19 protein-coding genes and 2 pseudogenes are annotated in these 19,857 nt (G+C 42.9%); 15 read left to right on the top strand and 6 right to left on the bottom strand.

What is annotated here, in order from left to right; all coding sequences use genetic code 11:
• Positions 1–65 precede the first annotated feature (65 nt).
• Complete coding sequence (gene clcA / locus OCW38_RS18865; protein WP_016796294.1) at positions 66–1,472, bottom strand: H(+)/Cl(-) exchange transporter ClcA; 1,407 nt, start codon at positions 1,470–1,472, stop codon at positions 66–68.
• 551 nt (positions 1,473–2,023) lie between these two features.
• Here clcA and OCW38_RS18860 point away from each other — a divergent pair.
• From OCW38_RS18860 to OCW38_RS18850, 3 genes are all read left to right on the top strand, one after another.
• Complete coding sequence (locus tag OCW38_RS18860; protein WP_010430159.1) at positions 2,024–3,007, top strand: CobW family GTP-binding protein; 984 nt, start codon at positions 2,024–2,026, stop codon at positions 3,005–3,007.
• A gap of 181 nt (positions 3,008–3,188) precedes the next feature.
• Positions 3,189–4,475: a DEAD/DEAH box helicase gene (locus OCW38_RS18855; RefSeq protein WP_010430156.1), complete on the top strand. Its 1,287-nt coding sequence runs from the start codon at positions 3,189–3,191 to the stop codon at positions 4,473–4,475.
• Between the two features lie 162 nt (positions 4,476–4,637).
• Positions 4,638–5,258: a LysE family translocator gene (locus OCW38_RS18850; protein ID WP_010430153.1), complete on the top strand. Its 621-nt coding sequence runs from the start codon at positions 4,638–4,640 to the stop codon at positions 5,256–5,258.
• Between the two features lie 155 nt (positions 5,259–5,413).
• On the opposite strand, the gene OCW38_RS18845 is transcribed toward OCW38_RS18850, so the two are convergent.
• Positions 5,414–7,450, bottom strand: coding sequence for a PhoX family protein (locus OCW38_RS18845; RefSeq protein ID WP_010430150.1), 2,037 nt, complete (start codon positions 7,448–7,450; stop codon positions 5,414–5,416).
• Between the two features lie 254 nt (positions 7,451–7,704).
• Between OCW38_RS18845 and OCW38_RS18840 the strand changes: the two genes are divergently transcribed.
• The 6 genes from OCW38_RS18840 to OCW38_RS18815 all read left to right on the top strand — a co-directional run bounded on the left by OCW38_RS18840 (position 7,705) and on the right by OCW38_RS18815 (position 12,056).
• Positions 7,705–8,046, top strand: a complete 342-nt coding sequence (locus OCW38_RS18840; protein ID WP_004731398.1) for a YggL 50S ribosome-binding family protein — start codon at positions 7,705–7,707, stop codon at positions 8,044–8,046.
• Positions 8,047–8,298: 252 nt separating this feature from the next.
• Entirely contained in the window at positions 8,299–8,439 is a 141-nt protein-coding gene (locus tag OCW38_RS18835; RefSeq protein WP_016768121.1) for a hypothetical protein, read from the top strand.
• Positions 8,432–9,115 carry a spondin domain-containing protein gene (locus tag OCW38_RS18830; RefSeq protein WP_261895723.1) on the top strand — a complete coding sequence of 228 codons (684 nt, stop codon included), beginning with the start codon at positions 8,432–8,434 and terminating at the stop codon, positions 9,113–9,115. Before OCW38_RS18835 ends, OCW38_RS18830 begins: the two co-directional genes overlap by 8 nt.
• Before the next feature lie 9 nt (positions 9,116–9,124).
• Positions 9,125–9,805 carry a spondin domain-containing protein gene (locus OCW38_RS18825; RefSeq protein WP_016789085.1) on the top strand — a complete coding sequence of 227 codons (681 nt, stop codon included), beginning with the start codon at positions 9,125–9,127 and terminating at the stop codon, positions 9,803–9,805.
• Between the two features lie 81 nt (positions 9,806–9,886).
• The gene (locus OCW38_RS18820; protein WP_065612465.1) at positions 9,887–10,618 is read left to right on the top strand and encodes a response regulator transcription factor; all 732 of its coding nucleotides are present in this window, start codon (positions 9,887–9,889) and stop codon (positions 10,616–10,618) included.
• Positions 10,619–10,682: 64 nt separating this feature from the next.
• Positions 10,683–12,056 carry a sensor histidine kinase gene (locus tag OCW38_RS18815; RefSeq protein WP_016768118.1) on the top strand — a complete coding sequence of 458 codons (1,374 nt, stop codon included), beginning with the start codon at positions 10,683–10,685 and terminating at the stop codon, positions 12,054–12,056.
• A 33-nt stretch (positions 12,057–12,089) separates the two neighbouring features.
• Here OCW38_RS18815 and OCW38_RS18810 read toward each other — a convergent pair whose 3' ends face one another.
• Positions 12,090–12,545 carry a hypothetical protein gene (locus OCW38_RS18810; RefSeq protein WP_010430132.1) on the bottom strand — a complete coding sequence of 152 codons (456 nt, stop codon included), beginning with the start codon at positions 12,543–12,545 and terminating at the stop codon, positions 12,090–12,092.
• A 158-nt stretch (positions 12,546–12,703) separates the two neighbouring features.
• On the bottom strand, positions 12,704–13,633 hold the full coding sequence (locus tag OCW38_RS18805; RefSeq protein WP_016768117.1) for a DMT family transporter: 930 nt from the start codon (positions 13,631–13,633) through the stop codon (positions 12,704–12,706).
• Between the two features lie 149 nt (positions 13,634–13,782).
• Here OCW38_RS18805 and OCW38_RS18800 point away from each other — a divergent pair, with 149 nt between their 5' ends.
• Entirely contained in the window at positions 13,783–14,241 is a 459-nt protein-coding gene (locus OCW38_RS18800) for an Lrp/AsnC family transcriptional regulator (RefSeq protein ID WP_010430125.1), read from the top strand.
• A 170-nt stretch (positions 14,242–14,411) separates the two neighbouring features.
• Here OCW38_RS18800 and OCW38_RS18795 read toward each other — a convergent pair whose 3' ends face one another.
• Both OCW38_RS18795 and OCW38_RS18790 read right to left on the bottom strand, forming a co-directional pair.
• Complete coding sequence (locus OCW38_RS18795) at positions 14,412–14,654, bottom strand: hypothetical protein (protein ID WP_010430121.1); 243 nt, start codon at positions 14,652–14,654, stop codon at positions 14,412–14,414.
• Positions 14,655–14,905: 251 nt separating this feature from the next.
• Positions 14,906–15,454, bottom strand: a complete 549-nt coding sequence (locus OCW38_RS18790; protein ID WP_016768115.1) for a hypothetical protein — start codon at positions 15,452–15,454, stop codon at positions 14,906–14,908.
• Between the two features lie 119 nt (positions 15,455–15,573).
• Here OCW38_RS18790 and OCW38_RS18785 point away from each other — a divergent pair, with 119 nt between their 5' ends.
• The 5 genes and pseudogenes from OCW38_RS18785 to OCW38_RS18765 form a co-directional block, all read left to right on the top strand.
• The gene (locus tag OCW38_RS18785) at positions 15,574–16,254 is read left to right on the top strand and encodes an SH3 domain-containing protein (RefSeq protein ID WP_010430114.1); all 681 of its coding nucleotides are present in this window, start codon (positions 15,574–15,576) and stop codon (positions 16,252–16,254) included.
• A gap of 581 nt (positions 16,255–16,835) precedes the next feature.
• Positions 16,836–17,069 (top strand): annotated as a pseudogene (locus tag OCW38_RS18780) (SDR family NAD(P)-dependent oxidoreductase); the annotation flags it as partial.
• A gap of 83 nt (positions 17,070–17,152) precedes the next feature.
• Positions 17,153–18,040, top strand: a complete 888-nt coding sequence (locus tag OCW38_RS18775; RefSeq protein WP_261893566.1) for a site-specific integrase — start codon at positions 17,153–17,155, stop codon at positions 18,038–18,040.
• Positions 18,037–19,089, top strand: a complete 1,053-nt coding sequence (locus OCW38_RS18770; RefSeq protein WP_261893564.1) for an IS91 family transposase — start codon at positions 18,037–18,039, stop codon at positions 19,087–19,089. The genes OCW38_RS18775 and OCW38_RS18770 overlap by 4 nt, the downstream gene beginning before the upstream one ends.
• Positions 19,090–19,341: 252 nt before the next feature.
• Positions 19,342–19,857 (top strand): annotated as a pseudogene (locus OCW38_RS18765) (3-oxoacyl-ACP reductase); the annotation flags it as partial.

Genomic DNA, 19,857 nt, shown 5'->3' with positions numbered 1-19,857 from the left:
AGTTATTTGTAATTAGCTAACTTTTTGTACTGACCTATCACAGAGATGTAATGCATACAATGTCGCTAACGTGCTTCATCTTGCTGTGGGAGATCTTGCTGTCTGAGCTTCTCGTTTTTCAGCGTACGGTTAAGTAATTGACTGTAAATTGGCTGCCCACCTAGCATTTGAGCAATGATAACTGCCCCTAAGCAAGTGATGATCAACGGTAGAATAAGATAGTAGTTATTGGTCATTTCAATAACCAATAGTATACCTGTAATGGGTGCTCGTACCGTAGCAGCAAACAAAGCTCCCATACCTGCAATCGCAAACATACCCGGTTCAATATTCAGTTCTGGGAAGAATGCTGCTGTAGTAAGCCCAAAGGCGTAACCAAAGAGTGTACCTAGTGCGAGCATCGGTGCAAAGATGCCGCCAGGAGCGCCTGAACCGAAGCAAAGTAGGGTGGTGATAACACGTCCTAAAAAGATCAGCAGCAGTACGTTTGCACTGTAACCACCATTAGTGATATTCGGGATGATACCAATACCACCGCCTGTTAATTCAGGTATGTAAAGCAGTAACAAGCCAAAGCAGCCACCAAGCAGGGTGCCGGTGATTAAATAGCGTTTGCGGTCATTTTTGTGTATCGCAACAAATAAGTCTTGCGACAGCGTGATCAGTTTATTGAAAATTACGCCAAACAAACCGAACAATACGCCTAATAACAAGAACAACCAAAGCGCATTTAATTCCGGTGGTTGATATTGAGGCATCGTGATAACGGCCGATTGTCCATTGATGGAACGAAAAACAATATTGGCTGAAATAGCAGAGATGATCACTGCTTTGATCGAAATGAGCGAGTAGCGGAATTGGGGTCTCATCTCTTCGACGACGAACATGATTCCCGCTAGTGGCGCATTGAATGCTGCAGCTAAACCACCAGCCGCTCCTGAAGCAAGCAGCGAGTGTCGAGTATCATCATCTTTGACGCGAAAAATATCAGTTACCATACGACCAATACTGCCGCCCATTTGAACAGTCGGCCCTTCACGGCCTAAAACCATACCTGAACCTAGTGCTCCCATACCTCCAAAGAATTTGACTGGCAATACTCGCCACCATCGAACAGGACGCATTCCGTCCATAGCACCTTCAATTTCAGGTATACCTGAACCTGCGGCTTCTGGAGCAAAGCGATGTACAAGGAAATATCCAATAAAAGAGAATGCTGCACTGATAATAAAAGCGGCTAACCAAAGAGGAACAAAATTGGTAATTTCATCTTTTAGCCAATCGGTACGAGTTTCTGAAATGAAATGAACGGCTACTTCGAAATAGGTGCCAACAACCCCAGCAAGCACGCCAACGATACAAGAAAGAAAGAGGACAGAAGCGGGTGTTTTGTCTCTAGAGAGAAATTGGTTGATAGCATCCCTTGGCATTTTTGCGAGTAAGGACTGCTTAATTTTCTCTCTTCTGGTCATTGAGGTTAGGTTCCTGTGTCGATAAGGCGGGGCTGTTATGAATTATACGCTTCCTATACATATCCTATAGTAATAAAGATGAAAAGTTGAATTTCATTTATGGAGTGCGTTCATTCCATTTATGGAATCTATGGGTAATAGTGGTATCACCGTCACAATTTTGATCGATTATCTGGCGGTGGCTTGAATATCCCCAAAAATGAACCATAGTTAAATCGTAAAGCAACATAACAAACCGCAAGGAGAAGTGAGGTTTTACACACAATTTGGATGGATTCAGAAATAAAGTTTTAGTTCCTCGTTAATTGTTCAGGTCGATATTTAAGGCTTCCTGATTCGCGAACTCACGATTGAGTAACGAGGGTGAGGCGTACTGATGAAGTACGCCTTTAGTTCGTCTGGATCATCCATTCCCGCTTTTAATCTCTCCTGCTTATCCCTTGCCATTCTATTAATTATCATTCCTCTATAAATCATTCTCAGTATAAACAAGCGATTGGGGTCAACTTTTCGTTAATTGAGTATATACTCCCTAAAAAAGGAGGACTGATATGACCAAAAAAGTTCCTACAAACATAATCACGGGTTTTCTGGGTGTTGGTAAGACAACCGCTATTTTGAACCTGCTAAAAAATAAACCTGAAAATGAAAGCTGGGCTGTTCTGGTTAATGAGTTCGGGGAAATCGGTATTGATGGGGCATTGATGACAGATCAAGGAGCTCTAATTAAAGAAGTGCCAGGTGGTTGTATGTGTTGTACGGCTGGCGTTCCAATGTCGGTGGGTATCAACGCTTTGCTTCGTCAGAAGCCTGATCGCTTGTTGATTGAGCCAACAGGACTTGGCCACCCTAAGCAGGTTATTGCTACGCTGACTTCAGAACAATACACACCGTATGTTGATTTAAAAGCGACGCTTGGTTTGGTTGACCCACGAAATCTATCTAATGAAAAGTACACCTTGAATCAGAACTTTAACGATCAGCTAGGCAGTGCTGATGTGATTTTAGGCACTAAGGTTGATTTAGTGCATTCTGAAGATATCGATGTATTTAATGACTGGGTCACTAACCAATCGCCATCAAAAGTGTTCCACAAGTTAATCCATGATGGTGAAGTGCCTTTGGAAGTGTTAGATATCGAAAGAGTACACGGCAGTGCTTCATCTCATATTGAATCGCACCATCATGATCACGCCGAACAAGAACCTCAATTCCTACTTCCTCCCGGTGAAGCGTTCATTCGAAAAGAGAACAAAGGGCAGGGTTACTTTAGTTGTGGCTGGCTGTTTGGTGCAGAGCATAAATTTGATTTCGATGCGCTGTTCTCAATGCTGTCGGATCTGACGGCTGAGCGTGTAAAAGCTGTCGTGAATACTAATCAAGGCTGCTATGCGTTTAACGTCGCGAATCAAGTAGTATCAGTGAATGAAATTTCCCTTGATGGCTTTGAATCCCGACTGGAAGTGATCGATTCGCAGTTAATGCCTTGGGGTGATCTCGAGCAGATTCTACTCAAGTTGTGTGGTATCAAATAGCCCAATTATCCTGTTTGGAATGATGATTCTGGTGTTTGCTTCGCGGATGGTGAGGTAAACACCCGATTAAATGAGAAAGTTTGCGTTATATCACGATAAATGTGAGATAAATCACTCTAATTACTTTATAGTGCTCGGCTGAAATAAGAATGTAGGCTGTCTGCTTAAGGAACCCGTAACAATGTCATTTTCTTCTCAAGGTTTTGCTCCTGAATTAGTCAAAGCGTTGACTGAGTGTGGTTATGAAAAACTCACTCCAATTCAACAAAAAGCGATTCCAATGGCTCGTAAAGGCCATGATATTTTTGCTACTGCTCAAACCGGTACGGGTAAAACAGCGGCATTCTCATTGCCTGTTATTCAGCATCTATTGAACAGTGATAAAAAAGCCTCTCGTGGCACGGCTCGTGGACTTATTCTAGCGCCAACTCGTGAGCTTGCTGCACAGATCGCTCAAAACATTAAAGACTACGTGAAATACACTGAACTAAGCGTTGCTGCGGTTTATGGTGGTAACAAAATGTCTTCACAGGTTCGTCAATTAGAACTGGGTGTTGATATTCTGGTTGCAACACCAGGCCGTTTAGAAGAGCACTTGGAAGCGGGTAACGTGTCGATTGCTAATCTAGAGTTCCTAGTGTTTGATGAAGCTGACCGAATCCTCGATATGGGCTTCATCAATGCCGTTCGTAAGATCATGTTGGATGTAGAAACGTCTCCACAAATCATGATGTTCTCGGCAACAACATCAACTCAGTTAAACCAACTTTCAGTTGATATTCTACGTAAACCAAAGCGCATCAGTGTTGAACGTGAAAACTCAACGGCCGCCACGGTGGGCCACGTGGTTTATCCAGTGGATCAAGAACGTAAAACAGAACTGCTTTCTGAACTGATTGGTCGTAAAAACTGGCGCCAAGTACTTGTGTTTGTGAACTACAAAGAAACAGCGAATGACGTAGTTAAAGAACTTAAGTTAGATGGTATCAAAGCGGTTCTTTGCCACGGTGATAAAGCGCAAAGTGCTCGTCGTCGTGCATTAGATGACTTTAAAGAAGGCAGAGCTCGTGTAATGGTAGCAACCGATGTTGCAGCCCGCGGCCTTGATATTGAAGACTTGCCACACGTAATTAATTACGACATGCCTTTCCTAGCGGAAGATTACGTTCACCGTATTGGTCGTACAGGCCGCGCTGGTAAACAAGGTCATGCAATCTCTTTCGTTAACCGCGAAGAAGAGTTGACTGTTGTTCAAGTTGAAACACTTATTCAACAACGTATTCGCCGTGTCGAACAACCAGGTTATGAACCGAAGAAACGTGATGCTTACATTGAGAAGTTGAACACAAAATCGGCTTACAAAAACCGTCAGGGTCGCAAGAACAACGCGAGCGAAGAGCCTCAAGATCAAGCAAGTGCTGAGCGTCGTTTGACTATGATGAAGCGAATTAAAAACCGTCGTAAGTAATTACGGTTGGTGTTGAATAGAGCCACTGTTATGTGGCTCTTTTTGTTTGTATTTTTAGTAAGATTGTTTATTGTCATTACTACTTCGTTTCAACCTCGCTTCATTTCAAGCCCGATCAAGAAACAAGAACCATTAAATAAAAATAAGTCGATAGGTAATAATATGGATAGCGCACTACTTTGGGCTTTTATTCCCACGTTTTTCTTCGTATCAATTACGCCTGGGATGTGTATGACCTTAGCTTTGACATTGGGTATGAGCATTGGTTACAAACGTACATTATGGATGATGATCGGTGAACTGGCCGGTGTCGCTGTGGTTTCTGTCGCAGCGGTACTGGGTATTGCTTCTATTATGCTTAATTATCCATGGTTATTTACGGCCTTCAAATTTGTGGGTGCAAGCTACTTGTTCTATTTGGGTGTTCAGATGTGGCGTTCAAGAGGCAAGTTGGCGATCAGTACTGATAATCAAACAACTGAAGTGAACAATGATTGGGACCTTGTGGTACAAGGTTTCGTGACAGCAATTGCCAACCCGAAAGGTTGGGCGTTCATGATTTCATTACTGCCTCCTTTCATTAATAGTAATGTCGATTTGGCGCCTCAGTTGTTTATTCTTGTTTCTATTATTCTCGTTTCTGAATTTGTCTGCATGACCTTGTATGCGACAGGTGGTAAGAGCCTAAAACATATGCTGGGTAAAGCCGATAACGTTAAGTTGATGAACCGTATTGCTGGTACGTTAATGATGGGCGTTGGCGTGTGGTTGTTTGTGAGCTAATTCTGGTTAGCTAACGATGCTCAACGGGTTAGCTAGTTCATAGAATATAAAAAGAGCGATAGGGTATTTAGCCTTATCGCTCTTTTTGATTTGATTTAGCTAGCGAACAGAAGCTAGATAACAGTAAGGTTACTGATCTTAGCTAGATTTGCTTATTAAACCGCGATTTCACCGCCGTCTTCACGACGAATCACAACTGTAGATGCTCTTGGGCGAACTGAAACTCCTGATGGCGTTTCTTCTGCTGCATCGGTGCTGTATGGCCAGTTGCCAGGGTGCTGAATGTTTACAAATAATGACTTGTAATCTGGGCTGATGGTAAAGCCTGTTACTTCACAACCGTTAGGGCCAACAAAGAAGCGCTTGAGCTCTGCTTGATTATCGGCACCAACCACTTCTTGAGTGCCATTTTCATCTGTCAGCTTTGATGGTACGACTGCGAGCATTTGATCATTAGTATAAGACGTAACTTCGTCTGCACCGTTATCGGTTTGAATCCACAAAATACCGCGGGGATCAAACGCTAAGCCGTCCGGACTCGCAAATTGGTTCATGTCAGTCAAACTTGAACGGTTAGTGTCTGCATCACCATTGGCTGGTGAACCGAACACAAAAATATCCCATGTAAAGTCTGATGCAGCTTCACTCTCATCCCAACGAATCACATGACCAAATTTGTTGTTCAAACGTGGGTTTGCTGCGTTTGTTTCATCGGTACGAGAAGTGTTGTTGGTTAACGTTAGATATACAGAACCAGTGTATGGGTCTACTGTACACCACTCCGGACGATCCATTGGAGTGGCTCCAACAAGGTCGGCGGCACCTGCCGTGTTTAGGATTATTTCTGCTAACGAGTTAAAGTTGTCCGCCAGTGTACCTCCAGAAACAGTGGTACTTTCTAGTGTTAGCGGCAGCCAAGTACCGGTGCTGTCTTCGTTGAAGCGCGCCACGTACAACGTACCTTCATCCATGTATTTATCACCAGCTGTCAAGCGATTTGAAGGGTTTGCATCTGCTGGGTCCCAGTTGGCTGTTGATTCAAACTTATATAGGTACTCAAAGCGAGAGTCGTGACCAGAGTAGAACACCACTGGTTGACCTTCTTCAAGCTTACCAAAAGTACAACCTTCATGACGGAAACGACCTAGGGCAGTACGCTTTTTGGCACGAGAGTTTTGCGTATATGGGTCAATTTCAACAATATAACCGTGACCATTTGCTTCATTACGGTAATCGTCAATTGAACTTGTGCCGGTCGGTTCTACGTCAAATCGAGTAAATTCATCCAAACGTTCTTCTGCATTACCTGCCAAAGTTTCCCATAAGTAACGTGTGTTTTGATCATCGATACCAATACGGTTTTGTTCTTCAGTTCGAATGCCAGTATTCACAAAGTACCCTGGCCAGTTTTCTTCACACGTTAGATAAGTGCCCCAAGGAGTAAAACCATTTCCACAGTTGTTTAGTGTACCGCGAGCTTGGCTGCCATCTTGTGAGAAGCGGGTTACGGTCAACTCTGTGTTCGCAACAGGTCCCGATAGGTCCATGACCGTTGCACCAGTATAACGACGGTTGAGTGGATCATTATCGACCAGTGTCCACATATTGTCTTCAAGTTGAATTCGTACGACAGATACACCATGAGCGTTAATTTCTTTACGAACTTCATCGACGATAGTGCGAACACCCCCCACAATCGTCGGGCCGCTGGGGTGCAGTGCGGAAGTATCTATGTACTCGTGGTTAATACATAGCAAGCCATCAGTATCACTGTCGTCTAGCGGGAAAAAGTGCATACCATCGTGATGCATGCCTAGCGCATTGAGCTGATCGGTGCTCGTATTACTGCCGTCATCTTTCCATGAGCTGCCCTGTGCGTTTAGAGGTGTTCCCCATGGGACTAAAACTTGTGCAACATACCCTTGTGGAACGGAAACCGCATCGGTAAGTGAACCCGGAATCGAATCAAAGTTCAGTACAGCACTTGAGGCGCCTGAACCATTACCGACAGAAGCATTTGGACTAGAAGAGTTACACCCGGAAAGTCCAAATGCACCAAAGGCTGTCATTGCGCTGATACCCAAACCGCCTTTCAATACGTTTCTTCTTGATAGGTTGGCGTCTAATACTTCTTCGAAAGGTTTGTTTTTGCTCTTGTTGAAACGAGTGCTATTAAATGTTTCCTTGCTCATCGCTACTGCTTCCTGTTGGCTGACTTTATTGTTTGTTATTCATGAGTAACCCAGCTATCAACGAATGAGTTAATAACTTGGGTCAATGTGTGACCAATCGTGAAGCAGTTAAGTGACAAGTTTTTATAGTTTTGATTAAGGTTTTGTTTCTGTAGCACGATTTTTGCCGTTAAGGCTATTGTGTAATACAAAACTCTTGGGGATTAGCTAGGAACTGTGTATAAATGCTCTATTAAACGAAAAGAGAGACAGTTATGAAATTAGATAAAATCGAAAACAAAAATCGTCGCCTACGCAAGAAGTTATACCTAGGTGAGTTCGCTATTTTAGGTTTTGAAGTAAGCTGCACGACTTCGATTGCTGATTTTGACCAATACGATGTGTTCATCGATGAATTTATCGATTTCATTGATAGCATTGGCCTTTGCTTTGGTGGCGGTGGTTTAGAGCTGTTCGAAGGTTTCTTATGTTCTATTGAGCGCTACCGTTCAGTGACAGAAGCAGAGCAACTGCAAGTAGCGCAGTGGCTTGAAGCTCGCGCAGAAGTAAGCAAAGTTGAAGTAAGCGAACTTGTTGACGCAAACTACGCATTCTAAAGTGGTGTTGTTCGGCGAGCTCAGTTGGAAGCGAATAGAGCTTTCCTGAGAGAAGCTTTGTACATCACAGAAAGGCCCAGTCGGTATATCGACTGGGCCTTTTTGCGTTTGGTCTGCGCTATTCTTGAAGCATGACTCCTTGTGTAATTCTCATTTTTATAACGAGAGTTTCTATATATATCAGTCTCTTATGCCTGTCTTTCTGCATAGTAAGAAGTTTGAAGAAACTTGTGATAGTTTTATGAGAATTCAATGAAGTTGCTGATAGATTTGAACGTCATTCTTAGAGTTAACAACACCACAGTTCGTTCTGGCAAAGGTAACGGTATCTGGCTGTTATTCGTTTTGTTGGCAACGATAGGACTCGATAAAGGATGGAATCAAAATGAATAAACGCACTCAAATCAGCTTAGTGATCAGCTCAGCTATGTTGGCGCTTGGAACAAGTCAAGTTCAGGCGGCACAGCTTGAGGTGACCGTTACCAATGCCACGAAAGGGATCTACTTTACGCCTATCTTGGCAGCAGCTCATGACTCTAGCTTGTTCATGTTTAGAACGGGTGAAACGGCTTCTTCGGAATTAGAAGCTATGGCAGAAGGCGGCGCTATTTCAGGCCTATCTAGCTTAATTGCTAATGCGGGTGGTGTAGTGGTTGAGAACCCTGCAACAGGTATTCTTGATCCAGGTGTTGCAACGACATTTGATATTGATACTGGCAACTTAGCTTACCTGTCGCTAGGCGCAATGCTATTACCGACTAATGATGGTTTTGTGGGTTTAGATAGCTGGAAGATCCCAACTCAAGCTGGCACTTACAAAGCAACGCTTAACGGTTATGATGCGGGTACTGAAGCGAACGATGAATTGGCAGGCAGTATGCCAAACCCTCCATTTATTACCTTTGGTGCTGGTGGTACTGGTGTAGAAACTGCGGTGTCAAACGCTAAGGTTCATATTCATCCGGGTAACATTGGTGATAGTGATGCGGCGGGAGGTATCAGTGACCTCGATAGCAGTAGTCATCGTTGGTTAAACCCTGTCGCAACCATCACTATTGTTGTGAAGTAAGGGGGATCTATGAAAGCTAGAATTTTGTTTATCGCTGCATCTGTCGCCGTCTTAGCTGGCTGTCCGGACGATGGCGACGATTACTACCGATATGATGTAAGTGTCACTAACCTCACGCCAAATCAACCTATGTCTCCACTTGCGGTGCTGACTCACAATAATAGTTTCGAGTTATTTGAAGTAGGGCAAAGTACCTCGGTCGAACTTGAATACTTAGCCGAAGGGGGTAGCAATGCACAGTTGATTGCGCTCAGTGACAGTGACGCCAACGTTTATCAAGGCATCTCTGGTAATGGTTTGATTCTTTCTGGTGAAAGCGACACTGTTTCAATCCGTGTTGAACCTAACCAAGAAGACTACCTCTCTGTGGCTTCAATGTTGGTTAACACCAATGATGCGTTTGTTGGTGAATCCGGTTTGTCGCTTAAGTCATTAGCCGTGGGTGACACCTTCGTTATGAACATGAATGTTTGGGATTCGGGGACTGAATTGAACGACGAGCTTGCTGCAACCATTCCGGGACCTGCTGGCGGTGGTGAAGGCTTTAACACCACAAGAAATGACACGGATGTAGTGAGCTTCCACGCAGGCATTATAAGCCAAGATGATGGCCTGACGACGTCGGCACTAAATGGCAACCATCGTTTCCTTAACCCAGGCGCAAGAATCACAATTACTCGAACTGAGTAATTGACTTGAAGGTGCAATGAAAGAATTCCTGCTCTGTTCCGGTCAGTTTTATGTGGGCAAAATCCAAATAGAGCAGGGATCATGAATAGTGCTGCGGTAAATTTGATGGCAAACATATTGTTGGTTGAAGACGATGATGACTTGGCAGAACTGGTGCAGATGCATCTTAAATTTCAAGGTCATGATGTGGTCAGAGCTAATTCGATCGCAAAGGCTCAAGCGTTGTATAAAGGAGGTCAGTTTGATTTGATTGTGCTTGACCGAGGCTTACCTGACGGTGATGGCCTCGATTTTTGTCGCCTGCTGCGCCAACAAGAGGACTGGACATCTGTATTGATGCTAACGGCAAGAGACTCGGAACTAGACAAGGTGTCGGGTTTAGAAGCTGGTGTTGATGATTACATCACTAAACCATTTAGTGTGCTGGAGTTTCAAGCTCGTGTTAGGAATGTACTCCGTCGCTTAAGCCATGCTGAATCAACAGATCAAGATACTTCAACCATAGAATTGGTTATGAGCTTTGGTGGCCTCACTATTCAACCAGAGCGCCATCAGGTTTCACTTAATAATCAAGATGTCCCATTGACTGCAACAGAATTTACCTTACTTCATTTTTTAGCTACACGACCGGGACGCGTATACAGTAAAGATGAGCTACTTGACTATGTTTGGAATACTCATCATTCCGGTTATCACCACACGGTGTGCAGTACAGTTAACCGCCTGAGAACCAAACTTGCCACGCCTAATAACGATGATGATTTTATCAAAACCGTTTGGGGCGTCGGGTATAAGTTTGAGTCAAAATCATAACATTCAATAAGCTTGTTTAGGTTAACGAACAAGAAAGAATATTCAGAGTTTACAAGGAGGAATCATGAGTTTTAAATCGCGCTTAGTACTGTTTACAAGTCTATGGTTTCTTCTGGTGAGTGTGGTCATTGCGTACACTTATCATTGGCAAAAAGAGACTATTGAACAAAGAACCAAGCAGAGCCTACATAAAGATCTGGCGGTGCATATGCGTGACGATAATCCACTGATGATTGGCACTGACTATAATCCTCAAGCGCTCAAATCAATCTTTCACACCTTAATGTTGATAGGTCCGGATTTCGACATCTATTTTCTTGATAGTCAGGGCAATATCACCACACATGCTGCGCCTGAAGGTACCCAATTATCGAGCCAAATCGATCTAGCGCCTATCCAACAGTTTTTAAATGAAGGGGTTTATCCCATTTTGGGTGAAGACCCGATTAACCCAAGCTATCCTAAAGTATTCTCGGTGGCGGCGATTGAAGAGCTGGGCTCGACTGTCGGCTATTTGTACGTGGTGATTGGAAGTAATCGCCATACTGTGATTACTAATTCCCAGGTTGATACGCCATATATCGCGCTAGCAGGGCTTGTGCTGGTTTCTATCTTGGGCTTTGCAATTGGTGCATATCTGTTAGTGAAACGTAGCTTATTGAACCCAATAGAGGCGGTAACCAATAAATTGCAGCAACAAGCTGAACAAGACTTTAGGTTAGAACCTAATTTCACACACCAAGTACCAGAATTAGTGCCCATAGCACGCTCTTATCAATTGATGGCGAAACACATTCAACAACAATTCTTGCAGCTTGAATACCAATCCTCGCATCGTAGACAAAGCTTATTACAGCTCAGTCACGATTTGAAAACACCACTTTCGAGTGTGCTTGGTTATTTAGAGACGTGGAAGATTCAAAACCCGCAATCGGACCCACTGATCGATGTTGCTTACCGTAACGGCAACAAGTTATCGCAACAGCTGCATTCTCTGTTAGATAGTGCCAAGCTTGATAATCCCGTGCCTACTTATCATTATGCTTCAATTGACATCAATGAGTTGATGGGAGAGTGCTTAGAGACAATACAAAGCCAATACTTGCAGAGAAATGTGCAGCTCAATATTGAGATACCAGATGGGATTAAGGCTGTTGGTGACAGTGAACTACTTGAGAGATTGATCTTGAATTTGTTAGATAATGCATTAAGGCATAGCCCAAGTGGGACGGCGGTATCGATGAATGTTGGTCTCGAAGCTGATTCAAAACGGGTGAAAGTGGTTATACACAATGAGATTGAGTTGGAAGCACCTAATGGATCGTTGGGTATTGGGACTAAAATCGCTCAGTCGATATTGATGCTACACCACAGTGTGTTAGAAACAACAAAGGCAGAGAACTCATTTCAGCAAAGTTTTTACTTGCCTTCGGTATAGTTCTGTCTGCCTTTGGTTGAGATATATTCGAGTCTATGCGTTTTCTTTGTCGTCATTAACTTTGGCGTAGAAGTGAAGTAGCTCTGTTAGTTCTTTCACCCAACCAAACGCTTCTGTCGGTGCTTTCAATAAAATCTTCTCGACTTTTTCACAGTGAGTTTCAAGGCTGATGGCTTGCTCAAGATTAAACGACATCGCATAAAAGTGCCAAAGTAGTAGACGGGTCATTCGCTCGATGTTCTGTTGTGAGTTATCTGACTCGCTAAATGCAAGGTTGACCTCACTCAGCGCGATTGCGGTCATTCGAAGCATCGCATCAAATTTTGCTGATTGCATACGCTCTTCACTGGTCACTTCTTCCTGCTCAAACGTAAATAATTCCGTCATTGCATCTTCAGGGACAAGGCGATGAATCATTCTTAAACTAAATTCTTCTAGTTCTTCACGAGGCATGTTGTTTAAGCAAGTTAAAGTGTAATCGCGTTGCATGGTGTTCTCTTGGATCTGCAAAAAGGTCGGACAGTTTAATGGAGAAGCGAGCTCAGAAAAAGGAGATTTTAGATAAGCCTACGTTTGTAGGCTTATCTGTGTAATACAAGCCCTAAAATTGATTTTTAGGGGAACTGTATTTAGGTTGGAACGCAGTATCAGGCTTTGCTATGGCTTGGCGGTTGATACTGCATAGACTGGTCGTTTCTCATGAAAATGTTGCTCGCGACCAAGCTACCGATACATATTGAACCAAGTGCTAACCAAGTCATGGTATCCGGAATCTCGTTGAACAGTGGGATCGCCAACAAAGTTGCTATGGCTGGAGTTGCACTGCCAAATGCTGCTGAACGTTCTGCCCCTAACGTGTTTACAGCATACAAATAAGTGAAAGCCGCGATTAAACCTGCACCAACGCCTTGTACCGCTGAATGCACGGCAAGCTCTGTGACTGGCCATTGAGCAATTGGTGTACTCATTAAATGGCTAGGGAGGGTTCCTGTAAGGATAAGGACCAGCAACAGCAAGATGGAACAGAATGAAATGAAACCCGCACTCACAAGCGCATTAAGATTGGCAACACGTGCTGAGATGGTAAAAGTCGCCCACATTAAGCTGCCACACAAAAACAACAAGTGACCTTTGGTGTATTCAAAGTTGAAGCTGCTTAAGCTATTTCCTAGAAACAACAATATCCCGAGTAAAACAAGACCTAAACCAACGACACGGTGTCGGCTAAGCGGTTGCTTAAAAAAGAGCACCGCAATCCCTGTTACGAACAAAGGGAGCGTACCTGGAACCAAAGCACTACCATGTGAGACAGGTACAAATTGCATGGCTGTGCCCGCAACGAGTAAGTAGGGCAAACCACTACCCACAAACATGCCTACTAAATAATGATTGGGCACCGCTGCCACTGCATAACGCGCTTTCCACACTAAGGGTAATAATACCAATGCCGGAATGAGGAATCGGGTCAGTGCAATATCTGCTGGTGTTAGCTCTGAATTTGCGCCGCCTTTAAGTGAAAGGAAAAAGCTCGCCCAGATGAGCAAAGTGACAGTAATAGATAGATAACCAAGCTTCATAGTAAACACAGAAAGTGGATGATGGTTCATTATGGAGGAGAGTTCGTGCCTCTAGTTGGCAAATTACGTTCGAATTTTAGTTGGGTTTGATGATTTCTGCTAAGATGTAGGTAATTATTGATGAATTTGGCTAATTATCGGCATTTACAATGGATAGAATTGATAGACACCTTCTTGAGTTGCTGCAAAAAGATGGCAGGTTAACGACGGCTGAACTGGCGGATGAGGTTGGTTTATCGGCTTCGCCGTGCGCGAGGCGTATCAAAAGACTAGAAGAAAAAGGAATAATCGATGGTTATCGTGTGAGCTTGTCGCGAGAGCACGTTGGTATTGCAATGAGTGTGTTCGTTGAAGTAAGTTTAAACAACCATCAAGAAGTCTCAATTGATAAATTTGAGGGTGCAATTGTAGACATGGAAGAAGTGATAAGTTGTCACGTGGTGTCTGGTGCTTATGACTATCTATTAGAAGTTGTCAGTCCAAACCTCATGGCTTACGAGGCATTTACCAGAAAACTTCAACGACTCTCCAACGTAAAAGACATACATACCCATCTTGCAATAAGGCAAGTGAAGGGCAACGCGCCGCTTCCCATTTACGCCGATTAAGCTTGCATAGACCTGAGAGGTTAGATTTACATAGCGGTGGAAGTGAGCTGAAAACGAAATGTCTTGTTATTGAAACTTTAACGTTGCTGACCATTTACGAACTGAAATCACGTGGGCAATAAAAAACGGAGCACCTCGTTAAAGGTACTCCGTATATAATAGGTGCAAAACTAGTGATATTTAAAGTTAGAGATTGAACAATCCCCAGTTTGTATATTTATTCTGAATGAAAAAGCATGTGAATGATAATCTACACCATCATTCCAAATTGTCTCTCCAAATATCTTACATAGCTCTAGCTCACTTACTGAACCGAACTCTTCCATGTGTTTAGCGACAGATAAAAGTTTACCTCTTATCTCTGCAGTTCCTTCCGTGTTACTCAAGCAGTTGAAAGCCATAGTTTTTTGCATATTACCTAGCCAAAATGTTTCTTGTTATTAAGTTATATGAAGTTTCATGATAACAATTTTCTGGCGTTTGTAAATGTATTTTGTGATGAATATCTCACATAAGCGCTTGTATTGGTCGTAAATTGAACTTTATTGTTGATAGTTAAAACAATATGTTTACAACTTATTGATAAGGCGTTGATTTACTATTTATCTGAATGCTTAAAGCGCTAACTTAGAACTGCAGACGTTGATATATAAACAGTGTTTCACTACAACCCATCTCCACTTGAAACTTTGTCATGGCGTGCGGCATCGATCATAGTCGCTTCGTTATGGTATCGGGAAGATAGCTGACGAAACTTACCACTTAGCGTGTTTATATCTCTTGCAAGGGATTGTGAACCTACCACATGTAACGATGCACTCTCAGTTTGTCGGGGTAACTTTGAGCGTTCGCAATGCTTGGCCATAGACTGCCACGAACTTACCAAAGATTGAGTTTCATCCAATTCAGTAGAGACGACGTATGCCTGTTTTAGTAATGCTTCAGATACTTGATAAGCGGTATTCATATGATTTTTGAGCTGCACATTAAATCTATCTTCGTACTTTACCCAAAGCTCAATGACCTGCTTTTCCGTGAAATGTTTTGAGAGTAAGGTTTGTGATTCATAACTAGAGAGGGCTTGATTAAATTCTTTAGTGTATTGATTGTAACGATCTTCAGTTGAGATTTGACGATTCAAAAGGGTTCGCCAAGTTTCTTGGTCACAATGGTGTGCTGAAACTACATTTGTGCTTAAAGATATACTGACCATTAGAAGCTTAATCCGAAAACTCATGACTTTCCTCTACTTACTATGTTCACTATAGAGAGTATAGATGAGTGGTGACTGGAGTTGATGTACACTGAGGTATACCTAAAACGGAAGAGCTGGTGGATTTGATGAAAAAAGCGCTGATCGCTTCACTTATATTACTAATGTTGGGCGGAGGAGGTGCAGCTTACTATTTCCTCGTTATGAAAAAAGACTCAACACCACCAGAAAAAACCGAAGAGCCAATTGAAGATGTGGCTCAACAATCTGAATCTGATCTAGTACCTATAGTGGACCTTAAACCTGAGCCAGATCAGACAGAGTTTTACGTTCTAGACAGAAAACTTGAAGTACTAGAACAACCGGAAATTGATGGTTTGATAACGGATTACCTCTATAAAGGTGAAAAAGTTGAGGTACTTGAGAAACAAGGTGAATGGGCCAGAATTTCAGATTACATTGTTCTAAAAGAGGGCGGGCCTCAGATTGCAGAATGGATTTTAATGTCTGGGCTGTCTAATGACGAAGTGATTATTTCTGATCAAGAAAGGAAAGAGATTTTGGATTCTTACTTGATTAAATCTGATGATCTGAAGCTACATCGCGAGAAATTTCGAAGCACGGTAGCTAAGTTGATCTTTGAAGGAGAATGCGATCCAAGTGACTTTGAAGAGCTAGGTGGTTGGGTTAAGTCTGTAAGGTACATTGACCGAGACGTCTATTTTATTTATTGCGGTGGTCTCTCTCTTGAAAATAAAATTTATCTTGATGTAAATACAGATGAAATATTTACCAAGTAAAACCCGATTTGTCATTATTGTTTGATGTATTAATAATTCATATATTTTTATTTTATAATCTTTGGTTATGAAAATATAAACTACAAGCCCACTCTCTATCAGAGTGGGCTTTTTATTACCTATTTATAATATTTATAATATTTATAGTTAAGACTCTAGTTATATATGAAATTTTATTTGATGTATGGTAAATAAATTATAATGATTAGGTGGTAATTATTTCCCATGATTATCACTCAAATACTGCTTGGTTTTCTCGTTCTTCCTTTTTCTTGAATTGTTTGATAATTGTTTTTTGTTTTTAATAAACAATAAGTTACTGCTTTTTTATATTTCTGATTATGAAAAATCTCTTTTAGATTAATGGGTTGGATAATTTCATGTAAGCGAGTTGTTTCATAATACTTGTGAGGTAGGTCATATTTTTAGCGATAAGATTAAAATAATTAAATTTTGTAATAATACGTTTTGACTTTGACCTGTAGTGTTTAATTAAAGAGAAAGAAATTTTAATTATCGAATAGAAAATTATCTTATTAACTTCATTGTTATTTAATTGCTTTTAAGGGATGGAACTATTAATGAAAAAGCTTGCTTTAATTACAGGGTCAAAGGGCGGCATCGGCTCAGAAATTTCCTCTAAATTAGTTGTAGACGGATATCGTGTGATCGCGACATATTTTACAGGAAATCATCAATGTGCATTGGATTGGTTTAATGAAAAGCAATTTACTGAAGAACAAGTGAGATTGTTTGAATTAGATGTGACCAACACTGCTGAATGTGCGTTGAGCTTAAGCAAGTTGTTGAACGAAGCCGCTGCGCGGCAGAGTAAAGTGAGCGCAAGCCATACTCTTGTAACACCATCACCCTGATGGTCATTCACAGGAGTTACCCCATGAAACCCGCCGACTTAAAACGCTACAACGCCCTTTATGAACAACACCTTACCAATCTAAAGCTGCAAGGTAAACGACCCGCGACCATTGATGCCTATTCTCGTGCTGTTCGTCGGATCACTGCCCATTTTGATCGAGTTCCTGATACGTTAACCACCAATGACCTTAAACAGTTTTTCGCCTCTCTCATCCAAACCCACTCGTGGAGCACCATTAAACTCGATCGTAATGGCTTGCAATTTTTCTACCGATACACGCTGGGTAAACAATGGGAATGGCTCAATATTGTCAAACCGCCACAAGTCAAACGACTGCCTGACATACTCACACCGCAGCAAGTCAGTTCGCTCATCACTCACACACGACAAGCCCGCTACCAAGTCTTCTTCTTAACACTTTATAGTATGGGGTTGCGCCTTGGTGAAGGGCTGAATCTTATGGTTCACGATATCGACAGCCAAACGATGCGCGTTCATATACGGGAAGGAAAAGGCGGGAAAGACCGAATGGTGCCGCTTCCAATGCGAACACTCAGTGCCCTTCGCGCACATTGGCTCACTCATAAGCACCCTCAATTACTGTTCCCTGGCCTTGGGCAAGGTTGCGATGCGCCCATGGATAGAGGCGGTATTCAAAAAACCATGAAGCTTGTGCTCAAAGAGTGTGGCATCCAAAAGCACGCGAGCCCTCATTCACTGAGACACTGCTTTGCAACGCATTTACTTGAGCAAGGGCTCGACCTGCGCTCACTGCAAACGCTATTGGGTCACGCAAGCCTGAATACCACGGCGCGTTACACCCGAATGACTCAGATAAAGCAACGTGATGCGGCAATTGCCATCAACCAATTGACCAATGCATTGGATTTAAAGTGGAACATAAAATGAGCACTTTTATTGAACTGCTCCGCCAAAACCATCATGCACTTAAACGTCACCATCATGCGCAGATGAATGGCGATATGCACCGTGCCATTGGAGCTATGCTGCGCTGTAAAACGGAGCAACAAGGTCGGTCACAATGGTTTTGTCACCACTGCCATCATGATGACCGATTGCCCCTTTCTTGTGGTCATCGTCATTGCCCTCAATGCCAACAACGCACCACCACTGATTGGCTTCAGCGTCAGCAACAAAAACGGTTACCTGTTCACTACTTCATGGTGACGTTCACGTTACCGTATCAATTAAGAGTGTTAGCGAGACATCAACCGAAAGCGATATATAACGGTATGTTTAAGGTGGCATCGGGGGTTTTAAAGGATTTTGCCAACAGGCAGCAGCAAGGTGACATTGGGTTCACTGCCGTGCTTCATACTCATAGTCGACAACGAAACTTGCACCCACATCTGCACATTATTGTGGCGGCAGGCCAATACGATGCCTCAAGGCAAGAGTGGCATAAAGGTAACAAGCATTACCTTTTTAACGCGTTTGCTTTAGCCAAAGTATGGCGGGCAAGAATGCTAGAAACCATCAAGCAACACCCGAGGTTGTGGCTGCCCAATGGCATACCCAAGCAATGGGTGGTCGATTGCAGACAAGTAGGATACGGCCAGTCTGCCCTGAGCTATTTGTCGCGTTATCTCTATCGCGGTGTACTGCCTGATGAAGATATCATCAAAGTCACCGATGACACGGTCACCTTCCGCTATAAAGAGAGCAAGACCAACGCATGGCGAATGCGCACCTTACCCACCCTCAAGTTCTTGCTGCTCATTTTGCAGCACGTGCTGCCCAAAGGGTTACAACGAGTACGAGACTACGGTTTTCTACGTGGTCAGGCACACGCCTTACGGGTTCGCATTCAGTTGCTGCTATTGAACTTACTCTATCTCATGCCGCCGTTAACAGCGCCAATAAGGACTAAAGCAATACGAGTATGCCCTTGCTGTCAGCATCAGATGGCGTGTGTTGGAGTGAGCCGACCCACGTAGCCGAAAGGCATTTGATAATAAGGATAATGGCAAAAGTAAATAAGAGGAGAAGTAACGGCAGACACCATAAAAATAGCTAACTGGTTGATAAGGTTGCTATCGCAACCTTATCTTGACCTCGCTCGCCTTGAGAAAAGTATCAAGGCGATGTGCCCTTCAAATCCAATCGTACAATTTACTTAATAAAGAGACTTCGGGCTTGTTCAACACTCGGGATTTAACGTTGGCTGCGCAACGCTTAATCCTTATTAGTTAGAAGAAGAAGGCACAGTCGATGTATTGGTCAACAATGCGGGTATTACACGTGACAGTGTCTTTAAGAAGATGGATGCCGATGCTTGGAAAGACGTGATTGAGACTAATCTCAACAGCCTTTTTAATGTGACTCAACCTCTGTTTGCACCTATGTGCGAAAAGGGCAATTGTCGAGTGATTAATATTTCATCAGTGAATGGCCTGAAAGGGCAATTTGGACAAACCAATTACTCTGCAGCGAAAGCTGGAATGATTGGTTTCTCTAAAGCTTTGGCTGCGGAAGGTGCTCGTAGTGGAGTAACAGTAAACGTGATTGCCCCAGGTTATACAGCAACCCCGATGGTTGAACAAATGAAGCCAGAAGTGCTTGATTCAATTAAAAACCAAATCCCAATGAGACGCCTAGCGATGCCTACTGAAATCGCAGATGCAGTCGGTTTTTTAGCCAGTGAATCTGGTGCGTACATTACAGGTGAAACACTGTCTGTGAATGGCGGCTTGTACATGCACTAA

Source organism: Vibrio cyclitrophicus (assembly GCF_024347435.1).
Lineage (GTDB): Bacteria > Pseudomonadota > Gammaproteobacteria > Enterobacterales > Vibrionaceae > Vibrio > Vibrio cyclitrophicus.
This window is presented reverse-complemented; position numbering and strand designations above follow the sequence as displayed.

Excerpts from the sequence above, each read along its gene's own strand:
- OCW38_RS18845 (WP_010430150.1), bottom strand. The coding sequence starts at position 7,450 with ATGAGCAAGGAAACATTTAATAGCACTCGTTTCAACAAGAGCAAAAAC.
- OCW38_RS18820 (WP_065612465.1), top strand. The coding sequence starts at position 9,887 with ATGAATAGTGCTGCGGTAAATTTGATGGCAAACATATTGTTGGTTGAA.
- OCW38_RS18770 (WP_261893564.1), top strand. The coding sequence starts at position 18,037 with ATGAGCACTTTTATTGAACTGCTCCGCCAAAACCATCATGCACTTAAA.
- OCW38_RS18855 (WP_010430156.1), top strand. The coding sequence starts at position 3,189 with ATGTCATTTTCTTCTCAAGGTTTTGCTCCTGAATTAGTCAAAGCGTTG.
- OCW38_RS18805 (WP_016768117.1), bottom strand. The coding sequence starts at position 13,633 with ATGAAGCTTGGTTATCTATCTATTACTGTCACTTTGCTCATCTGGGCG.
- OCW38_RS18840 (WP_004731398.1), top strand. The coding sequence starts at position 7,705 with ATGAAATTAGATAAAATCGAAAACAAAAATCGTCGCCTACGCAAGAAG.
- OCW38_RS18825 (WP_016789085.1), top strand. The coding sequence starts at position 9,125 with ATGAAAGCTAGAATTTTGTTTATCGCTGCATCTGTCGCCGTCTTAGCT.
- OCW38_RS18810 (WP_010430132.1), bottom strand. The coding sequence starts at position 12,545 with ATGCAACGCGATTACACTTTAACTTGCTTAAACAACATGCCTCGTGAA.
- OCW38_RS18800 (WP_010430125.1), top strand. The coding sequence starts at position 13,783 with ATGGATAGAATTGATAGACACCTTCTTGAGTTGCTGCAAAAAGATGGC.
- OCW38_RS18815 (WP_016768118.1), top strand. The coding sequence starts at position 10,683 with ATGAGTTTTAAATCGCGCTTAGTACTGTTTACAAGTCTATGGTTTCTT.
- OCW38_RS18795 (WP_010430121.1), bottom strand. The coding sequence starts at position 14,654 with ATGCAAAAAACTATGGCTTTCAACTGCTTGAGTAACACGGAAGGAACT.
- OCW38_RS18860 (WP_010430159.1), top strand. The coding sequence starts at position 2,024 with ATGACCAAAAAAGTTCCTACAAACATAATCACGGGTTTTCTGGGTGTT.
- OCW38_RS18850 (WP_010430153.1), top strand. The coding sequence starts at position 4,638 with ATGGATAGCGCACTACTTTGGGCTTTTATTCCCACGTTTTTCTTCGTA.
- OCW38_RS18830 (WP_261895723.1), top strand. The coding sequence starts at position 8,432 with ATGAATAAACGCACTCAAATCAGCTTAGTGATCAGCTCAGCTATGTTG.
- OCW38_RS18775 (WP_261893566.1), top strand. The coding sequence starts at position 17,153 with ATGAAACCCGCCGACTTAAAACGCTACAACGCCCTTTATGAACAACAC.
- OCW38_RS18790 (WP_016768115.1), bottom strand. The coding sequence starts at position 15,454 with ATGGTCAGTATATCTTTAAGCACAAATGTAGTTTCAGCACACCATTGT.
- OCW38_RS18835 (WP_016768121.1), top strand. The coding sequence starts at position 8,299 with ATGAAGTTGCTGATAGATTTGAACGTCATTCTTAGAGTTAACAACACC.
- clcA (WP_016796294.1), bottom strand. The coding sequence starts at position 1,472 with ATGACCAGAAGAGAGAAAATTAAGCAGTCCTTACTCGCAAAAATGCCA.